We start from the raw sequence: 23,599 nt of genomic DNA on the forward strand, positions 1-23,599 counted from the left end.
AGTCGCTTTTTTCTTTAAATTAATGGAGAAAAATTATGAATCTATATGATGATGTTAAATTTATAAAGGGTGTGGGACCCAAGTTTGAAGAAAAACTAAATAAATGCGGTATATTTAATGCGCTAGATTTGCTTTTATATTTTCCAAGGGATTATGATTATATTGAAGATAATATGAGCATTGAAAGTATCGATGAAAATGAAAAAATAATTCTTACCTGTAGAGTCTGTGGTATTGGCAAAACTTATAGAACTAATACCAGAAAGTTATTATCGCAGATTATTTTTACATATAATGATGTTACAGTTGTAGGAAAATGGTTTAATAGTCCATATGTTGTCAAGTCATTTAAGGATAATGAAACATATAATCTTTTGGGAAAGTTTAAAAGGATAGGAAACAGAATTGAAGTTATTAATCCTCAGATTGTTAATAAAGAATGTGTTACCAGAAATATCGTGCCTATTTACCCTTTAAAGGGAGATTTGACAAGTAAGTCTATATCAAAAATTATAAATAATGTATTTAATGAGATTTCTATTGAAGAAAATCTTCCTGCTAAAATTCTTAAAAAGTATAATTTGTGCAGTCTTGAAGATGCCATTAAGGAAATACATTTTCCAAGCTCAAAAGTATCTCTTCAGAGATCAATACAGAGATTGAAGTTTCAGGAACTATTTAATTATTCAATGAAGCTTCTTATATTAAAAGATAAATTTAAGCATAATAATTCTGGAATAGCATTTAAGATTAGTGATGAACTAGCTCTGCTTAAGGAAAAGCTGCCGTTTACACTTACAAAGGCACAAAGTAAAGTTGTAAGGGAAATATTAATTGATGAGAAAAAGCATGTGCCTATGAACCGACTTGTTCAGGGTGATGTTGGAAGCGGTAAAACCATTGTTGCGATTATTGCCATGTTTAATGTTTATAAAAATGGTTATCAATCTGTTATGATGGCACCGACTGAAATACTTGCGATGCAGCATTACGAAGAAGTCAAGAAAATTTTGTCTCCATTTGATGTGGATATTGAACTTCTTACTGGTAGTACCAGTGCAAAAGAAAAAAAACGCATCAAAGAAAAAATTAGGCTAGATATGCCTGTAATTGTAGTGGGTACACATGCGGTTATTCAGGAGGATGTTGTATTTGGAAAGCTTGGTATGGCTGTTACAGATGAACAGCATAGGTTTGGTGTGCAGCAGCGTAACAGGATAACAAGCAGTAATAATAAGGCTGATGTTCTTGTTATGACAGCAACTCCGATTCCAAGAACGCTGGCGTTGTATCTTTATTCAGATCTTGATATATCAATAATAGATGAATTGCCGCCAGGAAGAAAGCGAATAATAACTGAGTATTTTAGAGAGCAGTCTCGAGATGATGCTTATAAAAAAGTGCACAGTGAACTTCAGGGTGGAAGACAGGCTTACATAGTTTGTCCGTTAATTGAAGAAGATACTGATAAAAAGCTTAATTCTGTGGAAAGTTTATATAATGAATTGTCTCAGGGAATATTAAGCAATTTTAAAGTTGAAATAATGCATGGAAAGTTAAAGCCTAAAGAAAAAGATGAAATAATTACAAGGTTTAAAAATAAGGAAATTGATGTGCTTATTTCTACTACAGTTATCGAAGTTGGAGTTAATGTTCCTAATGCATCATGTATGGTTATTGAAAATTCAGAAAGATTCGGTCTTGCACAGTTACATCAGCTTAGAGGAAGAGTCGGCAGAGGTAAATATCAGTCATACTGTTTTCTTATAGCTAATATTAAATCAAAGACTACACAAAGACGTATGGAAATAATGACTGAAAGTACAGATGGTTTTTATATATCTGAACAGGACTTCAAACTTAGAGGTACCGGTGAAATGTTTGGCTTTAGGCAGCATGGAGATAGTGGACTGCTTCTGGCAGATTTTATAGAGGATATTGATATATTAAAAGCTGCATTTAAGGAAGCCGGAGTGCTTTTAAGTAGTGAAGCTGAAGAAATAAAAAAATTATGTATGAGTCTGGAGAAAAGCTTGGTAAAGAGTAGCAGATTCATATGCTTTAATTAAATTACAACTATCAGGAGGAAATATAGTATGAGAATAATTGCAGGAAAAGCAAGAGGAAGAAAGATTTTATCACCAGCAACAAATGAAACAAGACCTACTTTAGACAGAGTAAAGGAAGCTATGTTTAATATTATACAGATGTATGTACCTGATGCTACTGTTATTGATGTGTTTTCAGGTACAGGAAGTTTGGCTCTTGAGGCTGCAAGTAGAGGAGCTAAAGAATGTTATCTTGTTGATAAGAGTCCAGTGACTTTCCCTATATTAAAACAGAATGTTGAAAACCTAAAATTCGATGATTTCTGCACACCATTAAATATGGATGCTTATGCAGCTTTGGAATATGTATGGAAATTAGGAAAAGTTTTTGATATAATCTTTGTTGACCCGCCATATATGAAAAATCTTATTCCAAGAGCAGTTGAAATTGTAGATGAAAAGAAACTTTTGAAAAAAGATGGTATAATAGTAACTAAAATTGATAGTAGAGAAGATATTTACTATGGAACTGAAAATATAGTTCTTACTGATAAGAGAAAGTACGGCCTTACTACTGTCTGTTTTTATAAATTAAAGGAGGATTAAAATGAAAATAGCTGTTTATCCAGGTAGTTTTGATCCCATTACAAAAGGACATTTGGATATAATTGAAAGAGGCGCTAAGATTTTTGACAAGCTTATAGTAGCTGTTCTTGTTAATGTTGATAAAAATGGTTTGTTTGATTACGCTGAACGAGTAAATCTTATTAAGAAAGCAACTATGTATCTAGATAATGTAGAAGTAGAGTGTTTTAGAGGATTGCTTGTAGATTTTATGAAAGAGAAACACTCAAATGTAATCTTAAAAGGTTTGAGAGCGATGTCTGATTTTGAATATGAGTTTCAGATGGCATTAATGAATAAAAATCTTAATTCTGAAATAGAAACATTTTTCATGATGACTAATGCAGAATATTCATTTCTAAGTTCATCTGCTGTAAAGCAGGTGGCTAAATTTGGGGGATGTATTGATGGACTTGTGCCCGAGAGCATAAAGTCTATAGTTGTAGAAAAAATACAGGAGGGAGATGTTAAGCATGTGTAGTGCTGATAAGGCTAATATAATTGAACTTTTAGAATATCTTCAAGATATAATAGAAGATGCCGCTAAAGTTCCTATAACAGGCAAAGTTATTGTTGATAAAAAAGAAATTATTGAAATCATTGAACAAATTACAAATTACCTTCCTGATGAATTTAAAAAGGCTCAGTGGGTAATGAGTGAGAAAGATAGAATTTTATCTGAAGCTAAAAAAGAAAATGAGAACATCAGGGCTCAGACAATGGATTTGATGAAAAAGCAGATAGAAAATCATGATATTGTAAAGGAAGCACAGCTGAAAGCACAAGATATTCTTTCACTTGCTCAAAGGGAAGCAAAAGAAATGAGACTTGGTGCTAGAGATTATGCTGATGAAGTGTTGTCTCAACTTGAAAGAGAAATCAATGAAACAACAAACACAGCATTAGAAAAAATAAAACTGGATGTGGAAGAGATGGCTTCAAAGTTTACTGAAGACATGAACAAAACATCCAGCACAATAAGATCTAATGTTAAAGAATTAAGAGACATGAAATAAATTGTATATTATCACTAAAGCTGCTATTAAAATAAATGCAATAGTCTCCATACTTATATATGTTATTATGTATGAAGAGGAGCTAAATGTAGCAGCTTTTATTGGTAATATAAGAAATAAAGTTAATGATATAATAGCAGCTAGAACACCTTGAAGAAGTTTTAATATAATATATTTTTTTAGGTTGATGTTGTATTTGTATAAAAATGCGTTTACCTGTGCAACTACTGATAAGCTTCCAAAGGAACATAAGAAGCTTATTATACAAACTTTTATAGGCAAAGACATAGTTGATGCGCTGATTATGTTACAACCATTTGTTAAATCCAGCATACCTATAATAGTTCCATATATATTTTCAGTGTTTTTGAAGTGAACTGAAAGATTAGATACTATCATGTTTGTTAATACGTTATATTTTATTATACTCATAATTATTGAAAATATTATTACATATCCTCCTATAAGCAGAATACCGGTTATTCCATCTGTAACTGCATCTTTTAAAATATTACCAAATGTTCTATATTTATTATCATCTGTATTAGGAACTTGTGACTTGTCTAATATCTCTTTTCTTGTTAGTACCCCTATAATAAATGCTGATACATAGCAGCTTAACATTATGATCATACCTAAATATTTGTTTCCAAGCATTGTGGCACCAAGTGCACCTATAGTAAAGATTGGACCAGAATTTGATGCTATGTTTAGTAGCCTCTGAAATTCATCCTTATCAATATAACCTTTTTCATATAATTCTGAACTATATTTTGCACCTATAGGATAGCCACAGAATACACTTGCTACAATTGCAAATGTTGAGTTTTTTGAAATCCCTAAGGGTCTGCATAATACAGGACCTAATATTTTTGAATATATCTCTATGCCGCCATAAGCAATTAAAATATTACAGATAACCATGAATGGAAATATTGTCGGGAAAATAGCACTTAGAAATAACTTGGCGCCTTCTATTGCATATTTCATACAGCTTTGCGGAGTTATTATGAAATATAATATTATCAATGATAACAACGTTGTGATTACTGCATTTTTAGTGATTTTTAATTGTTTAAATAAGATTATTAATAGTAGAATTATTAATGCAGACAAAAAAATAATACTATACATGAATCAGCCCCCTTGGAATTTAATATATAGTATTTATATTTTTTTAGTTGTAAAAATATTATTATTATTTTACAATAACAGGTTTTTTTAAATAATCTGAACCATATTTGATGCTGTTTGTAAGAAGTGAATATAAATTGGTAGAGTTTATATCAATCTGCAGCATTGGATCAATATCATTTTTAGGCATTTTAGTTATTAGAGTGCAGTTAGACTTTTCCTTAATCATCTTAAGTATCTTCTGCCCTGTTTCATTGAAACCTAAAACTCGTATATATTTTGGTGATGTCTTTCTTAAAGACATAATATCGTAATTCTCAAAACCAAGATAAATCTGGCAGAGTATTCTTGAAACTCTTGTCAGTGTATAACGCTTACTCTTGATATTAAAAAGCAGTTCATTATATGAGGAAGCTTTTCTTATCTCGTTTAATATCTTATAGTCCAGTCCTTCTGATATATCAGGAATCCTGCTAATAAGGCTGCTATCTGAAAGAAGCTTATATTTTATATACTTAAACATATCCTCTACATCAGGTATTTGTATGCCAGCTGATAAAGACTGTTCTAACACATTGTAAGATGCTTCTGGCATCAAAGATATGCATTTTTCATATCTGTCTTCTTTAATCAAATTCCTTATAGAAGTTGCACTTGCAAGACTTGTTAATGCTTTACTGTCATTATAGCCTGATCCTGTTCTTTTTATTGTGCATGGCTTAATGCTGCTATTTATAACTTTCAAGCTCTTGCAGTACTCAATGCCAAGTATATTGTTTGGTGATGTTATGTAGCTTATTATATCTTCTGCATTTTTATCGTTTTTTAATAAATCGTATAAAGCTTTCTCTCTTGCTTTAGGAAATGATAATCCTTCTTTAAGGTTGGCTCTTAGTTGTTCTTTAAATTCGGAGCTTTCATTAACAAGTATGTGGGCAATTGAATTTAAAGTGTTTATATTTCCACTTTCGCTTCCAAAACAAATGTTGTCAATTACGCCTGTAGAATTAAGAATAGATACAGCTCCAAAGCTGAAAAATTCTGCTGATGATACTGCATAAACTGAAGGCAGTTCAATTACAAGGTCAACGCCGTTTAATAAAGCCATCTTTGCTCTTGACCATTTATCAAGTACTGCGGGTAAACCCCTCTGTACGAAATTACCACTCATTACGCAGACAACGGCATCAGATTCCAGTTGATTTTTTATACTATTTAGATGAAACAGATGTCCATTGTGAAATGGATTATACTCTGTAATAATACCTGTAATTTTCATTGTTATCTCCTTTATAATATCTGATTCTATAGTATCATGATTTGAGTCTCTTTTTAGAATCTATTTATTAAACTTTTTATAATATAGCTATTATTATATCAAATTTTAATGATATTTAAATAAATTAATATATATAATTAAAATAGTTATGTTTTTTGCAAAAATACTGAAACCTCTTTTTGATTTTTTATCTTGAACTGATAGCAATGCAAGTAGTATAGTATATTATGTAAGCGTTTTATTTGCTGTAAGGAATGAAAGGAGAACTTTATAATGAAGATAATGGATAAAATCTATGAAGTTGCGAAGCAGAATAAGCAAAGAATTGTTTTGCCTGAAGGAGAAGAAGAAAGAAATATAATTGCTGCTAAGAAGATTCATGATGAAGGAATAGCAACAATTATAATGATTGGAGATAAACAGAAAATAAAGTCAAAGTCACAGGAATTAGGGGTAGACCTTACTGGTATTGATATAATAAATCCCATAGAATCTGATAACTTAAATAAGTATATAGATGAATTTTATGAATTGAGAAAAAAGAAGGGAATGACTAGAGAAAAGGCTGAAATAATTGTAAAGGATCCATTATATTTTGGAACTATGATGGTTAAACTAGATGATGCAGAAGGTATGGTTTCAGGAGCTATACATACAACGGGAGATTTATTAAGACCAGGGCTTCAGATAATTAAGACAGCACCTGGAGTATCAGTTGTTTCAAGCTTCTTTATTATGCAGGTTCCAGGAAGCAAGTATGGTGAAGAGGGAATGCTTTTATTTTCAGACTGTGCTGTTAATCCAAATCCAAATTCAGATCAGCTTGCTGCAATAGCTATTGCTACAGCAGATACAGCTAAGGAATTATGTAATTTAGATCCAAAGGTTGCAATGCTTTCATTCTCAACAAAGGGTAGCGCAGATCATGAATTTGTTGATAAGGTTAGAAGTGCCACTGAAAAAGCACATGAATTAAGACCTGATCTTGATATAGAGGGAGAATTACAGCTTGATGCTGCTATAGTTCAAAATGTGGCAGACTTAAAAGCACCAGGAAGTAAAGTAGCAGGAAAAGCAAATGTTCTTGTATTTCCAGACTTGCAGTCAGGAAATATTGGCTATAAATTAGTTCAAAGATTTGCAAATGCAGAAGCAATAGGTCCTATCTGCCAGGGATTTGCAAAACCGATTAACGATTTATCAAGGGGGTGTAGTATAGAAGATATAGTTAATGTTGTGGCAATTACATCAGTACAAGCAATAATAAAAAAAGAATATAGGAGGTATTGACAATGAATATATTGGTTATTAATTGTGGAAGTTCTTCACTAAAGTATCAGCTTATTAATATGGAAAGCAAACAAGCCCTTGCTGTAGGTTTAGCCGAAAGAATAGGTATAGATGGCGCTTTAACACAAAAAGTCGAAGGACGAGAAAAGTATGTAGCTAGTCCGGTTATGAAGAATCATGACGATGCTATGAAAATAGTTCTTGAAGCGCTTATTGATAAGGAGCATGGTGTTATAAAGTCAATGGATGAAATTGGAGCAGTAGGACATAGAGTTGTTCATGGAGGAGAAAGGTATTCAAATTCTGTGCTTATTGATGATGATGTTATGAAATATCTTAATGAGTGTGTAAAACTCGCACCGCTTCACAATCCACCCAATATTATAGGAATAAAAGCTTGTAAGCAGTTTATGCCTAATACACCTATGGTTGCAGTATTTGACACAGCATTTCATCAGACAATGCCAGAAAAAGCATTTCTTTATGGAATACCTTACGAGCTATATCAAAAAGATCATATAAGAAGATATGGTTTCCACGGAACATCACATAAGTATGTATCAAAAATTGCAGCTGAATGCATGCATAAGAATATTAAAGACTTAAAGATTATTACTTGTCATCTTGGTAATGGTGGCAGTGTAAGTGCTATAAAGAATGGTAAATCAGTAGATACATCTATGGGATTCACACCACTTGAAGGTATAATAATGGGCACAAGATCAGGAAACCTTGATCCCGCAATTGTAACTTATTTAATTGAAGAACTTGGTTATACTGCAGAAGAAGTTAATGAACTTCTTAACAAAAAATCTGGAATCTTAGGATTAAGTGGAATTAGTAGTGATTTTAGAGATATAAGAGCTGCTGCGGCAGAAGGAAATCATCAAGCACAGCTTTCCTTAGATGTATATTATTATTCAATTAAAAAATATATTGGAGCATATTTTGCCATAATGGGTGGACTTGATTGTCTTGTATTTACTGCTGGAATAGGAGAAAATGCTTATGAAACAAGAGAAGGAATCTGTGAAGGACTTGAATGTCTTGGGATTAAGATTGATCTTGTAAAGGATAAAGTAAGAGGAGTTTTAGCAGAGGTAAGTGCTGATGATTCAAAAGTTAAAATATTCGCAATACCTACTAATGAAGAGTTAATGATAGCCGAGGAAACTTTAGAGATATTGTCAAAATAAAAAAATCTTGACTTTTAAATTGTGACTTTATATAATTGTTATTGTTGTTATAAGAAATAATATGTCAAGGAGTGTGGAGTGCTTAATAATATTAAGCATAAGTTTATGATTTTAGATTTTACAGATATTATTAATAAAACAAAACATGAAAAACATATTGAGTTTTTAATCGAAAATCTTGAAGATGTTGTCTTTGATGGTGATAATATTATTTTTGAGGGACCTGTTAAGGTTAATGGAACTGCATCTATAGTAGATGATATTATTTCTTTAAATGTTAATGTTAAGGCTAACCTTAAATTGACATGTTCAAGATGCCTTGAAACTTACATGCATTTAGTTGATATTGATATGCATGAGAAGTTTACAAATAATAGATCTATAGAGGATGAAGAAATCATTCCTCTTGATGGTGGTAAAATAGATATCACTGAAATTGTTGTCGATAGTATATTGTCAGCATTACCAATTAAGAAGCTTTGCAGTGAAAACTGTAAAGGTCTTTGTCAACACTGTGGAACTAATCTAAATAGAAGTACTTGTGACTGTAACAAGGATGATATTGATATCAGAATGTTGAAGTTGAAAGATCTATTTGGAAATTAAGGAGGTGTAACAATGCCACAAGCAAGAAAAAGTAGTAAAGCTAGAAGAGATGCTAGAAGAGCTCAGAATTCTAAGGTTAGCATGCCTGGAATAGTAGAATGCCCACAATGTCATGAAGAAAAACTTGCGCACAGAGTATGCAAGAACTGTGGATATTATAACGGTAAAGAAGTAGTTGCTTCTGCAGAATAAAAGAAAGTCTTATGACTTTCTTTTATTTTTATATATAAAAATAAAAGGGAGTAAAAATATGAGAATAGTAATTGATGGAATGGGAGGAGATAACGCACCTATGGCCCCAGTAGCAGGTAGCGTTGAAGCCCTAAAAATATATAATGATCTTGAGATTTGCTTAACAGGACCTGAAGATAAAATAAATGAAGAACTTAGTAAATATGATTTTGATAAATCAAGGATAAAAGTTTTAAATACTACTGAAGTTATATCTACTAATGAGCATCCTGTGAAAGCTCTTAGAAGAAAAAAAGACTCTTCATTAGTTGTTGCACTAAACCTGGTTAAGAACAAAGAATATGATGCTGTAATTTCGGCAGGCAGTACAGGAGCATTTTTAGCCGGATGTACGCTTATTGTAGGTAGAATAAAGGGAATCGAAAGACCAGCACTTGGACCTATCATGCCAGGAAAGAATGGACCATTTATGGTTATTGATTCTGGAGCTAACGTAGATTGTAAACCTAATTATCTTTTACAATTTGGTAAGATGGGAAAAGTATACTGCGAAACTATCTTAAACGAAAAAAATCCTAAAGTTGGTTTGATAAATATTGGTGAAGAAGAAGCTAAAGGTAATGAACTTACTAAAACTGCATATGTACTTCTAAAAGAAAATGAAGCAAATTTCTGTGGGAATGTTGAGCCAAGAGATATTCCAAATGGAGATGTACAGGTTTTAGTCTGTGATGGATTTGTAGGAAACACTGTTTTAAAGATGTATGAAGGTGTTGCATCTACGTTGCTATCAACTTTGAAAGAAGAGATTATGTCTACAAAGCGAGGAATGATTGGAGGTTTAATGATTAAACCTGCAGTTAAAGGTATGAAAAAGAGATTTGATTATAAGGAATATGGTGGTGCACCTTTCCTTGGTGTTGATGGCATATGCGTTAAAGCACATGGAAGTTCTGATATGAAGGCATTTAAAAATGCTATCAGACAGGCAGTTACTCTTAAAGAAAATAATACAATACAAAAAATTAAAGAAGAATTTGAAAATTGTGATTAATAATATATGACCTATATTGACTATATTGTAAATATATAATATTATCTAATTAAATTAGTGATTTTTGGAGGTGACATAAAATGTTTGAGAAAATTAGAGCTATCATAGCTGATAAACTAAGTGTAAATGAAGATGAAATTACAATGGAAACAGCATTCATAGATGATTTAAATGCAGATTCATTAGATATAGTTGAACTTATTATGGCTTTAGAAGATGAACTTGATATGGAAATAGCTGATGAAGATGCTGAAAAATTTGTTACTGTTGGCGATGTAGTAGAATATATAAAGGAACATAAAGGCGAATAGAGTTATATCCCGCTTAGGGCGGGATTTTATTTTAGAATTAAGTTTATTCTTGAATTTACTTTATGGCAAATTGAAGAATAAACCTTAAGGAGTTGAAGGTTTTGTATAAAGTAAATATTAAAAAGGCAGAAGAGAGGATAGGCATAGTCTTTGATAACAAGGACCTGCTTGAAACAGCACTTACGCACAGCTCTTATGCAAACCAATTTAAAAATGTAGAATATAATGAAAGACTAGAATTTTTAGGGGATGCTGTGCTTCAGCTTAGCATTACGCAATATTTATACAATCATTATAAAGATAAGAGTGAAGGTGAGCTTACTCGTAACAGATCTTTAATTGTATGTGAAAATTCTCTTTTAGAAGTTTCTAAGAAATTAGGATTTGGTGAGCTTATAAGACTTAGCAAAGGAGAAGAACTTACTGGTGGAAGAGAAAGAACTTCTATTCAGGCTGACAGTGTAGAAGCTGTTATAGCAGCGATATACTTAGACAAGGGAATAAAGGTAGCTAACGATTTTATTCTTGATAAATTTTCTGAAATAATAGAAAAAGCATTAAACAATATGATTGTTTTAGATTTTAAGACAAAACTACAGGAAATACTTCAAAAAAATGGCGAAGTTGAAATTGAATACGAACTTGTAAAGTTTGAAGGACCACCACATAGAAGAAAGTTCTATACTAATGTTTTAGTGGATGGAAATATTAAAGGACAAGGAGAAGGTTATAGCAAGAAAGAAGCTGAGCAGAACGCTGCTAAAAATGCGCTTATTGCTATAAATGAGTATCATGAGTAAAAATTATTATATTATACCGATATTTGTGCCTCAGGAAGGCTGTCCTCATAAGTGTGTATTCTGTAATCAAGATAAGATTACAGCTAGTGAGGATAATGTTGATGCATCTTTTGTAAGAGAAACAATTGATAGTTATCTTGAAACAATAAAAAGATTAGGAAGTACAATTGAAGTATCATTCTTTGGGGGCACATTTACAGGAATTCCTGTAAGTAAGCAGAATGAACTGCTTACAGTAGCTAAAGAATATAAAGACAAAGGTTTTATTGATAAGATTAGAATGTCTACAAGACCTGACTATATTGATGATGGCATTCTTTCAAATCTCAAAAGATTTGATGTTGATATAATAGAGCTAGGAGTACAGTCTTTGGATAAAGATGTGCTTAAAATGTCAGGCAGAGGCCATTCTGAAGAAGATGTAAGAAAAGCTTCTGAACTTATAAAAAGTTATGGTATCACATTAGGGCACCAGATAATGTTAGGCCTTCCTGCAGACACTTTTGATAAGGATATAGATACAGTAAGAAAATCTATCGAAATGAAGCCGGAAATATGCAGAATTTATCCTGCCCTTGTAATTCGTGATACACCTATGGCAAAGATGTTTGAAATGGGTATTTATAAGCCATATACATTAGAAGAAGCAATACATATTTCAAAAATAATATATAAGATGTATTGTGATAATAATGTTGATGTTATAAGAATTGGTCTTCAGCCTACAGAAAACATTAATACTGACGGAGATGTCATAGCAGGGCCGTTTCATCCTGCATTTAGAGAACTTGTTGATTCTTCAATATTAAATGATGGTATCATGAGGATAGCAGCAGAAAATGACGGTGATATAGAGTTGACTGTTAATAATCGTACAATATCGAAATTGTATTCTGATAAGAAAAAATATTTTAGTAAAGTTAAGAACAAATTGGGAAAGCGTCTTAAGTCTGTCACTATAGATAATAGTATGAAAGCTAATACTATTGCAGTTAAGACTGCTGATAAAACTGAATATATAAAATGTTAATTAAGTGCAGTGCGTATTGAGATATATAAAAACGCACTGCATTTTTATAACAATTATAGCTTTGTTCAATCAATATATCCTTGTTGAACTTTTATATTTTTTACTATAAAATAAGAAAAGAACAGGAGTGATTTGATGAAAAAGAAAACAAGAGAAAAGATGATTAGGGTATTAGTGATTATACTTGCAATAATGATAATTGCAGGATTATTACCAACCATTTTTTTATAATATAGTTAGGATTGGTGTGAATGTTTTTAAAGTCAATAGAAATTAGGGGGTTCAAGTCTTTTGCTGATAAAACTAAACTTGATTTTAGAAAAGGTATTACAGCAGTAGTTGGACCCAATGGAAGTGGAAAAAGTAATATATCGGACGCTGTAAGATGGGTGCTTGGCGAACAGAGTGCACGAACTCTTCGTGGAGGCAAAATGGATGATGTTATTTTTGCTGGAACTCAGTTTAGAAAGCCTGTTGGGCTTGCCCAGGTATCGTTATTCTTGGACAATAGTGATGGAGGACTTCCTATAGAATATAGTGAAGTTGTAGTTACAAGACGTATCTATCGTTCAGGTGAGAGTGAATACTTAATAAATAATAGACAGTGTAGATTGAAAGATATAGTAGGCCTGTTCATGGATACAGGTATCGGTAAAGAAGGTTACTCATTAATCGGGCAGGGTAAGATAGATGCGATTCTTAATGGAAAGCCTGAAGATAGAAGAGCTCTTTTAGAAGAAGCTTCAGGTATCGTGAAATATAAGGCTCGTAAGGAAGAATCAGAGAAAAAACTTGATTCAACAAATCAGAACTTAGTGAGAATTGATGATATTTTATCAACATATGAAGATAGAATAGAACCATTAAGGATAGAAAGTGAGAAAGCTGATCAATTTATAAAATTATCGAAAGAACTTAAGAGCAATGAAATAACATTATTAATTAATAATATAGAAAAGTTCAATGATGATATAAATAAAATAAACAGTGAACTTAAATCTTTAACTGATTCTGAAGTTTCTTGTAGAACTGAATATGAGAATTCTAAAAATGCAATTGAAGAAATAAACAAGAAGATTGAAGAACTAGATTCTACTGATTTAGAGCAGAGAAGAGATTTTTATAAGTGCAAGGAAGAAAAATCTGCACTAGAAGCTGAAATTAATGTTTTAAATGAAAGACTTAATAATATAGATGATATTATTAATAAAAGCAGGTATGATAAAGAAACAGCAGCTAAAGATATTCAAAAGCTTAATGAACTAAAAATTAAATCTGAGAATGATTATAATATAAAGAAAGCTGATATTGAGCATATAGAATTAAAGGTAAATGAAATCAATGAGAGGATTAAGATTATTAACCAGTCTGTGAACAGTTGTGAAAGTGAACAGTCTTCAGCTAAGAAAAAGCAGATTGAATTATTAAAGGAATATTCAGATAAGAATAATGATATTAATTTAAAAGAAGAACAAATAAAGAATTTAAAATCTTCTGCTCAGCAGCTAGGTTTAAATGAAGAGAATTCTAAAAATTTAATTAGTATTAATTATTCAACAAAATTAAAACTTAAAGAACAATCAGAAGAGTTGAAGAAGCAGAATGATACACTGGAGGATAAAGTCAAAGAACTTAAAAAAAATATGGCTGTCATTAATTCTTCTATCACAAGAAACGAAGAAAAGTTTAGAAGATTATCTAATGAGAAGAACAGTGTTCAGGCGAATAAAGATGTTTTATCAAGGTTAGAAAAACAATATGAAGGTTATAATAAATCAGTTAAAAATCTTTTTGAATATATAAATAATAATAATATCAATATTAAAAGCGATTCTTGTGCGGTTTTAGGAGAAGTAATCAATGTTGAAAAGAAATATGAACTTGCAATCGAAATAGCTCTTGGCGGAGCAATATCGAATATTATCACTGATAATGATGTTACTGCTCAGAAGCTTATTGCACTGTTAAAAAACGAAAAACTTGGAAGAGCTACTTTTCTGCCTTTAAATATTATTAAGGGAAGAAGGGCTGAAATTGCATCTTCTGTGTTAAATATGGATGGATTTATTGGTATTGCCAGTGATCTTGTAAAAAAAGATAAAAAATACAATAATGCTATTGATTATACATTAGGCAGGGTTCTTGTTTCTGCAAATATGGAATGTGCACTGAAGATTGCTAAGGTTTTAAACTATTCATTTAAGATAGTTACTATTGATGGACAGATTGTCAATCCAGGTGGAGCACTAACAGGAGGTTCTATATATAATAAACATACAAGCATTATTACAAGAAAACGAGAAATTGAAGAACTTGAAAAAAAAGAAGTAGAAATAGATATTAAGCTGAAATCTATGTCTGAGGAAATATCTAAATTGAAAAAAGAAATACAGGAAAAAGATGAAGCTTTTATTGAATGTAAAGAAGAAATCAATGTAAATCTTATAGATATTAGTAGACTAGATAATGAAATATCAAATTTAAGTAGAGAAGCTGCTAAGCTTCAGAATGAACTTAATTTAAGTTCAAAGAAAACTGAAGAAACAAATGCACAAATTTCAAATATGATAGCTGCTAAAGAACAGAGAATAGAAGAACTTAAAAATATAAAGAAGAGTTCGGAAGATAATGATAAACTTATTGCCATTTTAGAAGATAAGAGAACAAGTCTTTACAATGAACTTAATGAATTAAATGAAAGTTTTACAAATGAAAAGATAAAAAAAGCATCTGCTCAAGAACTTGTAAACAGCTATAGTGCAGAGTTAACTAGATTAACTAATGAAATAGAAAAAAGTAAAAACAATATTATAACATTTGATGAAGAAATGAAGAAAAATATTAACAATAAAACTTTATGGAAAGAAAAAATAGAAGAAAATAATAAGAAAATAGAAACAGCATCTAAAGACATAAAAGATATGGAACTTAAGCTTAGCAGTAGAGAAGTTGAAAGGGAAAAAATTAAGGAGCAGTATAAGTATAAAAACTCTTTAATGGAATCCAAGTTCCTTGAAATGAAAAATCTCCAGGAGAAAATTCATAAAATAGATATAAATAAAGCTAGAAAAGAGCAAGAAAATAAAGCACTTCTTGTACAGCTTAACGAAGACTATGAAATGACATATGCTGAAGCAGTTGAAACTATTGACAGAACAGTGGACATCGAAAAAGTTGTTGCTATAATTAGTAGTTTGAAAAAGAAAATTCATGTTTTAGGTACTGTAAATGTTGCTGCAATTGAAGAATATAAAGACTTAATGGAGAAATATACTTTTATGTCTGAACAGAGAGAAGACCTTACTAAAACTAAGGACGAACTTACTGCAGTAATAGAACAGCTTACAGAAAAGATGAAGGAAATCTTTGTTGAGAATTTTAAAATTTTAAATAAGTACTTCAATGAAACATTTAGAGAATTATTTAAGGGCGGAAGTGCAGAATTAAAACTTGCCAGTGATGATGCTTTAACTTCAAGTATAGAAATAAATGTTGAACCTCCAGGTAAAAAAGTACAAAATATTAACCTTATGTCAGGTGGTGAAAAAGTTCTTTCAGCTATAGCTCTTGTTTTTGCAATCTTAAAGATGAAGCCTACACCTTTCTGTATACTGGATGAAATAGAGGCAGCTCTTGATGATGCAAATGTTGATAGATATGCTGATTTCTTAAAGCAATTTTCTGATAATGTACAATTTATTGTAATAACACACAGAAAAGGTACTATGGAAGCAGCTGATATAATGTATGGTGTAACTATGCAGGAAAAAGGTATTTCTAAAGTAGTATCAGTAGATTTAAATAAATAATAATTATTAGTAGGAGGATTGTATGTTTGGAGGATTATTTGACAAATTAAAAAGTGGTCTTAGTAAGACAAAAGAAACATTTACTGACAAAATAACTGAGGTATTAAATTTATCTGTAACCATTGATGAGGATATGTATGAAGAACTTGAGGAAATCTTAATAACTTCAGATATAGGCATGGATACAACAATGAAAATTATTGACAACCTTAAGAAGAAAATAAAGGATGATAAGATTAAAGATCCGGCTGATGTTAAGCCTTGTCTTAAAGAAGTGATAAAAGAAATTCTATTAAATGGAACAACTGAAAGTAATGATAAGAAAAAGGTAATGTTAATTATTGGTGTTAACGGTGTTGGGAAGACAACATCAATTGGTAAGCTAGCTTCAAAAAACAAGAATGATGGAAAGAAAGTAATCTTAGCTGCTGCAGATACATTCAGAGCTGCTGCAATAGATCAGCTTGAAATATGGAGCAACAGAGCAGGTGTAGATTTAATAAAGCATCAGGAGGGATCAGATCCAGCAGCAGTAGTATTTGATGCTGTTCAGGCATCAAAATCTAGAAATGCAGATCTTTTGATATGTGACACTGCAGGAAGACTCCATAATAAAAAGAATCTGATGAATGAGCTATCAAAGATAGACAGAGTAATTAAAAGAGAATACGATGATTCTGAAATCGAAACTCTGTTGGTGCTTGATGGAACAACAGGACAGAATGCAGTTGTTCAAGCTAAACAGTTTATGGAAGCATGTAAAATAGATGGTATTATATTAACAAAACTGGATGGTACAGCTAAAGGCGGAGTAGTAATTTCTATAAAGGATACATTAAATATTCCGGTACGTTATATAGGCGTTGGAGAAGGTATTGATGACCTTCAGGAATTTGATGCTCAGTCATATGTGGAAGCCTTATTTTAAATAATATAAGTGTTAAGTAAAAATACTTGACACTTATATTATTATCTGATATTATACTATCTGTGAGTTGGTGATTTATTTGGAAGATAGATTTGAAATTTCAGAGTTGATGGATTTTTATGCACCATTGCTTACTGAAAAACAATTAAATATAATGAATATGTATTTTAATGACGATTTATCTCTGGCTGAAATTGCAGAATTAAATCATACTAGCAGACAGGCAATTCATGACTCTATAAAGCGGTGTTATAAACAACTAAGAAGTCATGAAGATAAGCTCAGGTTGAAAGAAAAATATTTCAAAAGAGAAAGCCTGAAAGAAAACTTCATTAAAAACTTGAAAAAGAATAATACAGATAATTTAAGTAATGAACTAATTGAACAAATAAATAAGAGTATTGAAGAAATTATAAATATCTGATTAATAGGAGGTTTATCATGGCTTTTGAGAACTTATCTACCAAGTTGCAGGAAACTTTTAAAAAGTTAAAAGGTAAAGGTAAAATTAACGAAAAAGACTTAAAAGAAGCCATGAGAGAAGTTAAGCTTGCGCTTCTTGAAGCAGATGTTAACTATAAAGTTGTAAAATCATTCATTAATAATGTGAAAGAAAAGTCTTTAGGTGCTAATGTGCTTGAAAGTCTTACTCCTGGTCAGCAGGTAATAAAGATAGTTAATGAAGAATTAACAAACTTAATGGGAACAACAGAAAGCAAGATTAATTTTTCTGATAGTGGAGTAACTGTTGTAATGATGGCTGGACTTCAAGGTGCTGGTAAAACTACAATGAGTGGTAAACTTGCGCTAAGTATGAGAAAGAAAAATAAAAAGCCATTATTAGTTGCATGTGATATATATAGGCCCGCTGCAATAAAACAACTTGAAGTGGTTGGTAAGCAAATTGATATTCCTGTTTTTACAATGGGGAATAAGATAAGTGCTGTAAATATTGCTAAAGCTGGTGTTAAACATGCAAAGGAAAATGGATTCAATTTTGTAATCATAGATACAGCTGGTAGACTTCAGATAGATGAAGCGTTAATGGAAGAACTTAAAGATATAAAGGAAGAAGTTAATCCTTCTGAAATTCTTCTTGTAGTAGATTCTATGACTGGTCAGGATGCTGTGAATGTAGCTGAAACTTTTGATAAGGAACTTAATATTACAGGTGTTGTTTTAACAAAACTTGATGGTGATACAAGAGGTGGAGCTGCATTATCAATAAGACAGGTTACTAATAAGCCTATAAAGTTTATTGGTATGGGTGAAAAAATGAGTGATCTTGAAGTGTTCCATCCAGATAGAATGGCATCAAGAATACTCGGAATGGGTGATGTTTTATCACTTATTGAAAAAGCTCAGCAGTCAATTGATGAAAAAGAAGCTAAGCACCTTACAGACAAGATGTTTAACAACGATTTGAACTTTGATGATTATTTGTCAGCAATGGAACAAATGAAAAAGCTTGGACCACTTAGCAAATTAATGGAAATGATTCCTGGTGCTAATAGTAAGGAGCTTCAAGGCATAGATTTTGATGAAGGTGAAAAACAGCTTGAAAAAACTAAGTCAATAATTTATTCTATGACAGCAAAGGAAAGAAAAAATCCTTCACTTGTTTATTCTTCTACATCAAGAAAGAAGAGAATAGCAAAAGGTTCTGGAACTTCAATTCAAGAAGTAAACAGACTTGTTAAAGGCTTTGAAGGGATGAGAAAAAATATGAAGATGATTAAAGGTCTTCAGAAGAATGCTAAAAAAGGATTATTTGGCAAATTGCCATTTATGAAATAAATTTTTTAATTCTAAAAAGGAGGTGAATTAATATGGCAGTTAAGATAAGACTAAGAAGAATGGGTGCTAAGAAAGCTCCTTTCTACAGAGTAATAGTTGCGGACTCAAGAAGTCCAAGAGATGGTAGATTCATCGATGAATTAGGATATTACAATCCAATTGCAAAGCCAGAAGCTGAAGTTAAGATTGATGCTGAAAAGGCTGAAAAATGGCTTTCTAACGGAGCTCAACCAACTGAAGTTGTTAAGAAGTTATTCGTTAAAGCAGGTATAAACAAGTAATTTTACTTGGGAGGTGATTTCTGCTCTAGGTTTCTAGGTGCAGAAGGCTATGAAGGAATTAGTTGAAATTATAGCAAGGGCACTTGTTGATAATCCATCATCTGTTAATGTAACAGAAGAAACTGAAGGTGATACTTTAATCGAAAAATTAAATGTATCACCAGATGATATGGGTAAAGTGATTGGCAAACAGGGTAGAATAGCTAACGCTATTAGAACAGTTGTCAAAGCTGCTGCCTTAAAGGAAAACAAAAGAGTTGTAGTAGAAATCATTTAAAAAGAGTTAGGTTTTTCCTAGCTCTTTTTCTACATATTTTATGAAAGGTGGTCTGAGCATGAAAAAAGAGATATTCAATATCGGAAAAATAGTTAATACTCATGGAGTTAGAGGAGAAGTAAAAGTACTTCCTTTAACTGATGATATGAAGAGATTTGATGATTTAAATGAAGTCAGCATTGGTGGCAAGAACTACATAATCGAAAATCGTAAGTATCAGAAAGATAGAGTTATATTGAAGCTAGAAGGTATTGATTCAATAGAAGAGACTGCAAAGATTAGAAATAAATATATTGAAATAGAACGTAAGGATGTTGTTGAACTTCCTGATGATACTTATTTTATATCTGACATTATAGGATGTAGAGTAATAGATACTGATGAGTTTGAGTATGGCAAGGTCTTTGATGTTATACAGACAAAAAATAATGATGTATACTGGGTTAAAGGTAAAAAGGAAATATTAATTCCTGTTTTGAAAGAAATTGTTACAGATATTAATGTTGATGAGGGTGTTATTACAATAAGACCGTCAGGAGAGTGGCAGGATGAAGATTGATATTTTAACACTTTTTCCAGGTATGTTTGATATTTTCAATCACAGTATTATAGGTAGAGCAAAGGAAAAAGGTATATTAGAGATAACGGCTATAAATATAAGAGATTATACTTTAGATAAGCATAAAAAAGTTGATGATTATCCTTATGGTGGTGGTGCTGGTATGGTTATGGCTCCTCAGCCTATAATAGATACTATTACGCATGTAAAAAAGAATAATAAAGGTAAAGTTATTTTCTTAGGGCCTAGAGGCAAGAAATTCAATCATCAATGTGCTAAAAAATTAGCGAAGGAGCAAGAATTAATATTCATATGTGGTCACTATGAAGGTATTGATGAAAGAGCTTATGAATATATTGATGAGGAATATTCAATTGGTGATTTCATACTGACAGGTGGTGAGATGGCTGCAATACCAATAATAGACAGCGTTTGCAGACTTATTCCTGGAGTATTAAATAAAAATGAAAGCTTTGAAGAAGAATCTTTCTCCAATGGTCTTTTAGAATATCCTCAGTATACAAGGCCTCCTGTTTATAACGATAAAGCTGTACCAGCAATTCTGCTTTCTGGAAATCATGAAAAGATAAGGCTTTGGAGAAAGAAACAGTCTCTTATGATTACAAAGCAGAAAAGACCAGATTTATTTGAAAAATATGAGCTTACTAAGGAAGATAGAAAGCTTCTGAAAGATTAAAAGATTGTTTGCATATTGATATATTTTATGTTAGAATATAATCTGTGTTATTTAAGGTGATGTTCCGCTTTCATGTATTTGTTATGAACATCAATAAGATTTAGGAGGGAATACACATGAACGAAATATTAAGAGCAATTGAACAAGAACAAATCAGAACTGATTTACCACAATTTAACGTTGGAGATACTGTTAAAGTATTCGTAAAGATTAAAGAAGGTAATAGAGAAAGAGTTCAGATGTTTGAAGGAACTGTTATCAAGAGACAAAACGGTGGTATAAGAGAAACATTTACTGTAAGAAGAGTTGCTTACGGTACAGGAGTTGAAAGAACTTTCCCAGTTAACTCACCAATAATCGATAAATTAGAAGTAGTTAGAAAAGGTAAAGTTAGAAGAGCTAAATTATTCTACTTAAGAGACAGAGTAGGTAAGGCTGCTAAAGTTAAAGAATTAATGAGATAGCAACATTAAAGGGACTTTAATAGTCCCTTTTTTTATAAAATTATTTAAAAAAGGAAGTGGTTTTATGGCAATAAATTGGTTCCCAGGACATATGGTTAAAACGAAAAGAGCTATAAAGGAAAACTTGTCATTAGTAGATGCTGTAATTGAAATAAGAGATGCCAGAATACCAAAGTCTAGCGCTAATCCTGAAATTGATAGTCTTTGTGGAAATAAACCTAGATTAATACTGCTTAATAAGTCTGATTTAAGTGATAAAGCCAGCACAAAAAAATGGATTAATCATCTTACAAAGTCAAATGTAAGAGTACTTGAAATTAATAGTCTTAATGGTATTGGTATTAACTCTATTAAACCAATTTTACTTGATCTTCTTAAAGAAAAGCATGAGAGGCTAAAAGCTAAGGGATTAGTTAATATAGTAACAAGAGTTATGGTTGTTGGTATCCCTAACGTAGGAAAATCTACATTTATAAATAAGATGGCTAGAAATAATATAGCCAAAACTGGTGACAGACCAGGTGTAACAAGAACTAAACAATGGATAAAGACATCTATTGGTATTGAACTTTTAGATACTCCGGGAATATTATGGCCTAAATTTGAGGATGAAGATGTAGCTTTAAATTTAGCATTCACAGGAGCTATAAAAGATGAAATAATGGATACAGAAGAGCTTGCATATAAGCTTGTAGAAAGACTTTCTAGCGTATCTCCAGAGTTATTAAAAAGCAGATATAAAATTGATGAAATAAGCGAAGATCCACTTGAAACACTTGATAATATTGCAAGAAAAAGAGGCTGTTTAATGTCTGGTGGAAGAATTGACTACAATAGAATTTCAGTAATTCTATTAGATGAATTCAGAGGTGGGAAAATAGGAAATATTACTCTTGAACTGCCAGAATAGGAGATATATATGAATAATATTGTAGAAGATTTAAGAAATAGCATAAGCAGTCATAAATTTGCTGATATAAAAAAAGCATTATCTGATTTTGAAGTTAATAAGGATAATATAGAGACTGCTAAAGAATTAATTGAAGTACTTAAGTCCGACAAAAGGAAAAATGTTATTTCTATCGGAATAAAGTATGAAAAATCTCTGGAAAAGTACAATAAAGAAGTTGAACGTGTCAAATTGTTATATGAATTTGATAAGCAGCGTGTAAAGCCAGGAGAGTATCTAGCTGGTGTTGATGAAGTAGGAAGAGGTCCTTTGGCCGGTCCAATAGTGGCTGCAGCAGTAGTATTAGATCTTGATTCGTTAGAAAATATTATTTTAGAAATTAACGATTCTAAGAAGTTAACTGATCATAAGCGTGAGGAACTTGCCGAAATAATCAAGAGAAATGCAATAGATTATTCTATTTCGTTATGTGATCATAATGAAATAGATGAAAAAGGCATAGGTGTTTGCAATAATCTTGTTTTCCTTAATTCGGTTAAAACACTTAAAAAAGTTACTCCTAGTGTTGTGTTATCAGATGGATATCTTGTACGTAATTTAGATATTTACAACGAAGCTGTTATAAAAGGTGATACAAAAAGTGCATCTATTGCATGTGCTTCAATTATTGCTAAAGTATTCAGAGATAATATAATGAAGGAATATGATGAAAAGTATCCAAATTACGATTTTGTTGATAATGTAGGATATGGTACATCTAAACACGTTAATGCTATTAAAAAGTTTGGACCATGTAAAATACATAGATTATCATTTTTACGAAATATATTGAAGTAAAAAACAGCCCTGCTTAGAAATTTATATAAGCAGGGCTGTTTGATTAAAATGCATTTTCAAGAAACTTAATATCGTAAGTATTATCGTCTAAAAATATTATAGAGATGACGTCAAATCTAAAATTATAATTTTTAATCATGTTCTTTGATATATACCATCTACATATATTTCTGATTCTGTTCTTTTTGCTGTTTGTAATAGCATCAAAAGGATTGCCAAATTTTAAATAACATCTTGATTTTACCTCTACAAAACTTATGATATTGTCTTTTAGACAGATTATATCAATTTCTCCAAATGGGCATCTATAATTACAACATAGTATCTTATAATGGTGCCTTATTAGAAAATTTTTTGCGATTATTTCACCGTAATTACCTATATCTTTGTTATATTTTTTCACATAAATCACCATTAATATTATGCATCTTTTTATGTTATATTATTCATAATATGGTCA

General features: G+C 31.2%; 26 protein-coding genes. 23 read left to right on the forward strand and 3 right to left on the reverse strand.

Translation table 11 applies throughout. From position 1 onward, the window contains the following. Positions 1-35: 35 nt before the first annotated feature. From recG to FYJ33_RS01505, 4 genes are read left to right on the forward strand one after another with little or no spacing between them, the layout of a single operon-like run. Positions 36-2,069 (forward strand): ATP-dependent DNA helicase RecG, encoded by a 2,034-nt coding sequence (gene recG, locus FYJ33_RS01490; RefSeq protein WP_154529991.1) that lies wholly within the window; start codon positions 36-38, stop codon positions 2,067-2,069. A gap of 27 nt (positions 2,070-2,096) precedes the next feature. After that, the gene (gene rsmD / locus FYJ33_RS01495) at positions 2,097-2,654 is read left to right on the forward strand and encodes a 16S rRNA (guanine(966)-N(2))-methyltransferase RsmD (protein WP_154529992.1); all 558 of its coding nucleotides are present in this window, start codon (positions 2,097-2,099) and stop codon (positions 2,652-2,654) included. Position 2,655: 1 nt separating this feature from the next. Next, on the forward strand, positions 2,656-3,153 hold the full coding sequence (coaD, locus tag FYJ33_RS01500) for a pantetheine-phosphate adenylyltransferase (protein ID WP_154529993.1): 498 nt from the start codon (positions 2,656-2,658) through the stop codon (positions 3,151-3,153). After that, the gene (locus FYJ33_RS01505) at positions 3,146-3,688 is read left to right on the forward strand and encodes an ATPase (protein WP_154529994.1); all 543 of its coding nucleotides are present in this window, start codon (positions 3,146-3,148) and stop codon (positions 3,686-3,688) included. Before coaD ends, FYJ33_RS01505 begins: the two co-directional genes overlap by 8 nt. Here FYJ33_RS01505 and ylbJ read toward each other — a convergent pair. Further along, on the reverse strand, positions 3,671-4,822 hold the full coding sequence (gene ylbJ / locus FYJ33_RS01510) for a sporulation integral membrane protein YlbJ (RefSeq protein ID WP_154529995.1): 1,152 nt from the start codon (positions 4,820-4,822) through the stop codon (positions 3,671-3,673). The two genes, FYJ33_RS01505 and ylbJ, sit on opposite strands and share 18 nt — an antisense overlap. Positions 4,823-4,886: 64 nt before the next feature. Continuing rightward, the gene (locus tag FYJ33_RS01515; RefSeq protein ID WP_154529996.1) at positions 4,887-6,101 is read right to left on the reverse strand and encodes a nucleotidyltransferase; all 1,215 of its coding nucleotides are present in this window, start codon (positions 6,099-6,101) and stop codon (positions 4,887-4,889) included. Between the two features lie 273 nt (positions 6,102-6,374). Between FYJ33_RS01515 and pta the strand changes: the two genes are divergently transcribed. The 19 genes from pta to FYJ33_RS01610 all read left to right on the forward strand — a co-directional run bounded on the left by pta (position 6,375) and on the right by FYJ33_RS01610 (position 23,139). After that, entirely contained in the window at positions 6,375-7,391 is a 1,017-nt protein-coding gene (gene pta, locus FYJ33_RS01520; protein ID WP_154529997.1) for a phosphate acetyltransferase, read from the forward strand. A gap of 2 nt (positions 7,392-7,393) precedes the next feature. Then, entirely contained in the window at positions 7,394-8,587 is a 1,194-nt protein-coding gene (locus FYJ33_RS01525; protein ID WP_154529998.1) for an acetate/propionate family kinase, read from the forward strand. A gap of 78 nt (positions 8,588-8,665) precedes the next feature. Continuing rightward, complete coding sequence (locus FYJ33_RS16585) at positions 8,666-9,193, forward strand: YceD family protein (RefSeq protein ID WP_154529999.1); 528 nt, start codon at positions 8,666-8,668, stop codon at positions 9,191-9,193. A gap of 12 nt (positions 9,194-9,205) precedes the next feature. Next, positions 9,206-9,385, forward strand: a complete 180-nt coding sequence (gene rpmF, locus FYJ33_RS01535) for a 50S ribosomal protein L32 (protein WP_154530000.1) — start codon at positions 9,206-9,208, stop codon at positions 9,383-9,385. Positions 9,386-9,443: 58 nt separating this feature from the next. Then, positions 9,444-10,439 (forward strand): phosphate acyltransferase PlsX, encoded by a 996-nt coding sequence (plsX, locus tag FYJ33_RS01540; protein WP_154530001.1) that lies wholly within the window; start codon positions 9,444-9,446, stop codon positions 10,437-10,439. A gap of 80 nt (positions 10,440-10,519) precedes the next feature. Then, the gene (gene acpP, locus FYJ33_RS01545; RefSeq protein ID WP_154530002.1) at positions 10,520-10,750 is read left to right on the forward strand and encodes an acyl carrier protein; all 231 of its coding nucleotides are present in this window, start codon (positions 10,520-10,522) and stop codon (positions 10,748-10,750) included. A 101-nt stretch (positions 10,751-10,851) separates the two neighbouring features. After that, positions 10,852-11,550: a ribonuclease III gene (rnc, locus tag FYJ33_RS01550; RefSeq protein WP_154530003.1), complete on the forward strand. Its 699-nt coding sequence runs from the start codon at positions 10,852-10,854 to the stop codon at positions 11,548-11,550. After that, positions 11,543-12,580 carry an elongator complex protein 3 gene (locus FYJ33_RS01555; protein WP_154530004.1) on the forward strand — a complete coding sequence of 346 codons (1,038 nt, stop codon included), beginning with the start codon at positions 11,543-11,545 and terminating at the stop codon, positions 12,578-12,580. Before rnc ends, FYJ33_RS01555 begins: the two co-directional genes overlap by 8 nt. 251 nt (positions 12,581-12,831) lie before the next feature. Further along, positions 12,832-16,389 carry a chromosome segregation protein SMC gene (smc, locus tag FYJ33_RS01560; RefSeq protein WP_154530005.1) on the forward strand — a complete coding sequence of 1,186 codons (3,558 nt, stop codon included), beginning with the start codon at positions 12,832-12,834 and terminating at the stop codon, positions 16,387-16,389. 22 nt (positions 16,390-16,411) lie between these two features. Continuing rightward, the gene (gene ftsY / locus FYJ33_RS01565) at positions 16,412-17,317 is read left to right on the forward strand and encodes a signal recognition particle-docking protein FtsY (RefSeq protein WP_154530006.1); all 906 of its coding nucleotides are present in this window, start codon (positions 16,412-16,414) and stop codon (positions 17,315-17,317) included. A 79-nt stretch (positions 17,318-17,396) separates the two neighbouring features. After that, on the forward strand, positions 17,397-17,741 hold the full coding sequence (locus FYJ33_RS01570) for a putative DNA-binding protein (protein WP_154530007.1): 345 nt from the start codon (positions 17,397-17,399) through the stop codon (positions 17,739-17,741). 17 nt (positions 17,742-17,758) lie between these two features. Then, the gene (ffh, locus tag FYJ33_RS01575; protein ID WP_154530008.1) at positions 17,759-19,114 is read left to right on the forward strand and encodes a signal recognition particle protein; all 1,356 of its coding nucleotides are present in this window, start codon (positions 17,759-17,761) and stop codon (positions 19,112-19,114) included. 32 nt (positions 19,115-19,146) lie between these two features. Then, positions 19,147-19,395, forward strand: a complete 249-nt coding sequence (gene rpsP, locus FYJ33_RS01580; RefSeq protein WP_154530009.1) for a 30S ribosomal protein S16 — start codon at positions 19,147-19,149, stop codon at positions 19,393-19,395. A gap of 49 nt (positions 19,396-19,444) precedes the next feature. Further along, positions 19,445-19,672: a KH domain-containing protein gene (locus FYJ33_RS01585; RefSeq protein WP_154530010.1), complete on the forward strand. Its 228-nt coding sequence runs from the start codon at positions 19,445-19,447 to the stop codon at positions 19,670-19,672. A gap of 58 nt (positions 19,673-19,730) precedes the next feature. Beyond that, on the forward strand, positions 19,731-20,231 hold the full coding sequence (gene rimM / locus FYJ33_RS01590) for a ribosome maturation factor RimM (RefSeq protein ID WP_154530011.1): 501 nt from the start codon (positions 19,731-19,733) through the stop codon (positions 20,229-20,231). Beyond that, positions 20,221-20,928, forward strand: a complete 708-nt coding sequence (gene trmD / locus FYJ33_RS01595) for a tRNA (guanosine(37)-N1)-methyltransferase TrmD (RefSeq protein ID WP_154530012.1) — start codon at positions 20,221-20,223, stop codon at positions 20,926-20,928. The genes rimM and trmD overlap by 11 nt, the downstream gene beginning before the upstream one ends. Before the next feature lie 116 nt (positions 20,929-21,044). Beyond that, complete coding sequence (rplS, locus tag FYJ33_RS01600) at positions 21,045-21,392, forward strand: 50S ribosomal protein L19 (RefSeq protein WP_154530013.1); 348 nt, start codon at positions 21,045-21,047, stop codon at positions 21,390-21,392. A 64-nt stretch (positions 21,393-21,456) separates the two neighbouring features. Then, positions 21,457-22,302, forward strand: a complete 846-nt coding sequence (ylqF, locus tag FYJ33_RS01605) for a ribosome biogenesis GTPase YlqF (protein ID WP_154530014.1) — start codon at positions 21,457-21,459, stop codon at positions 22,300-22,302. 9 nt (positions 22,303-22,311) lie between these two features. Continuing rightward, positions 22,312-23,139 carry a ribonuclease HII gene (locus FYJ33_RS01610; RefSeq protein ID WP_154530015.1) on the forward strand — a complete coding sequence of 276 codons (828 nt, stop codon included), beginning with the start codon at positions 22,312-22,314 and terminating at the stop codon, positions 23,137-23,139. A 43-nt stretch (positions 23,140-23,182) separates the two neighbouring features. Here FYJ33_RS01610 and FYJ33_RS01615 read toward each other — a convergent pair whose 3' ends face one another. After that, a complete protein-coding gene (locus FYJ33_RS01615) occupies positions 23,183-23,542 on the reverse strand; it encodes a YraN family protein (RefSeq protein WP_277644449.1) in 360 nt (119 codons plus the stop codon). Positions 23,543-23,599 lie beyond the last annotated feature (57 nt).

The sequence above is a fragment of the Inconstantimicrobium porci genome (assembly GCF_009696465.1).
GTDB lineage: Bacteria > Bacillota > Clostridia > Clostridiales > Clostridiaceae > Inconstantimicrobium > Inconstantimicrobium porci.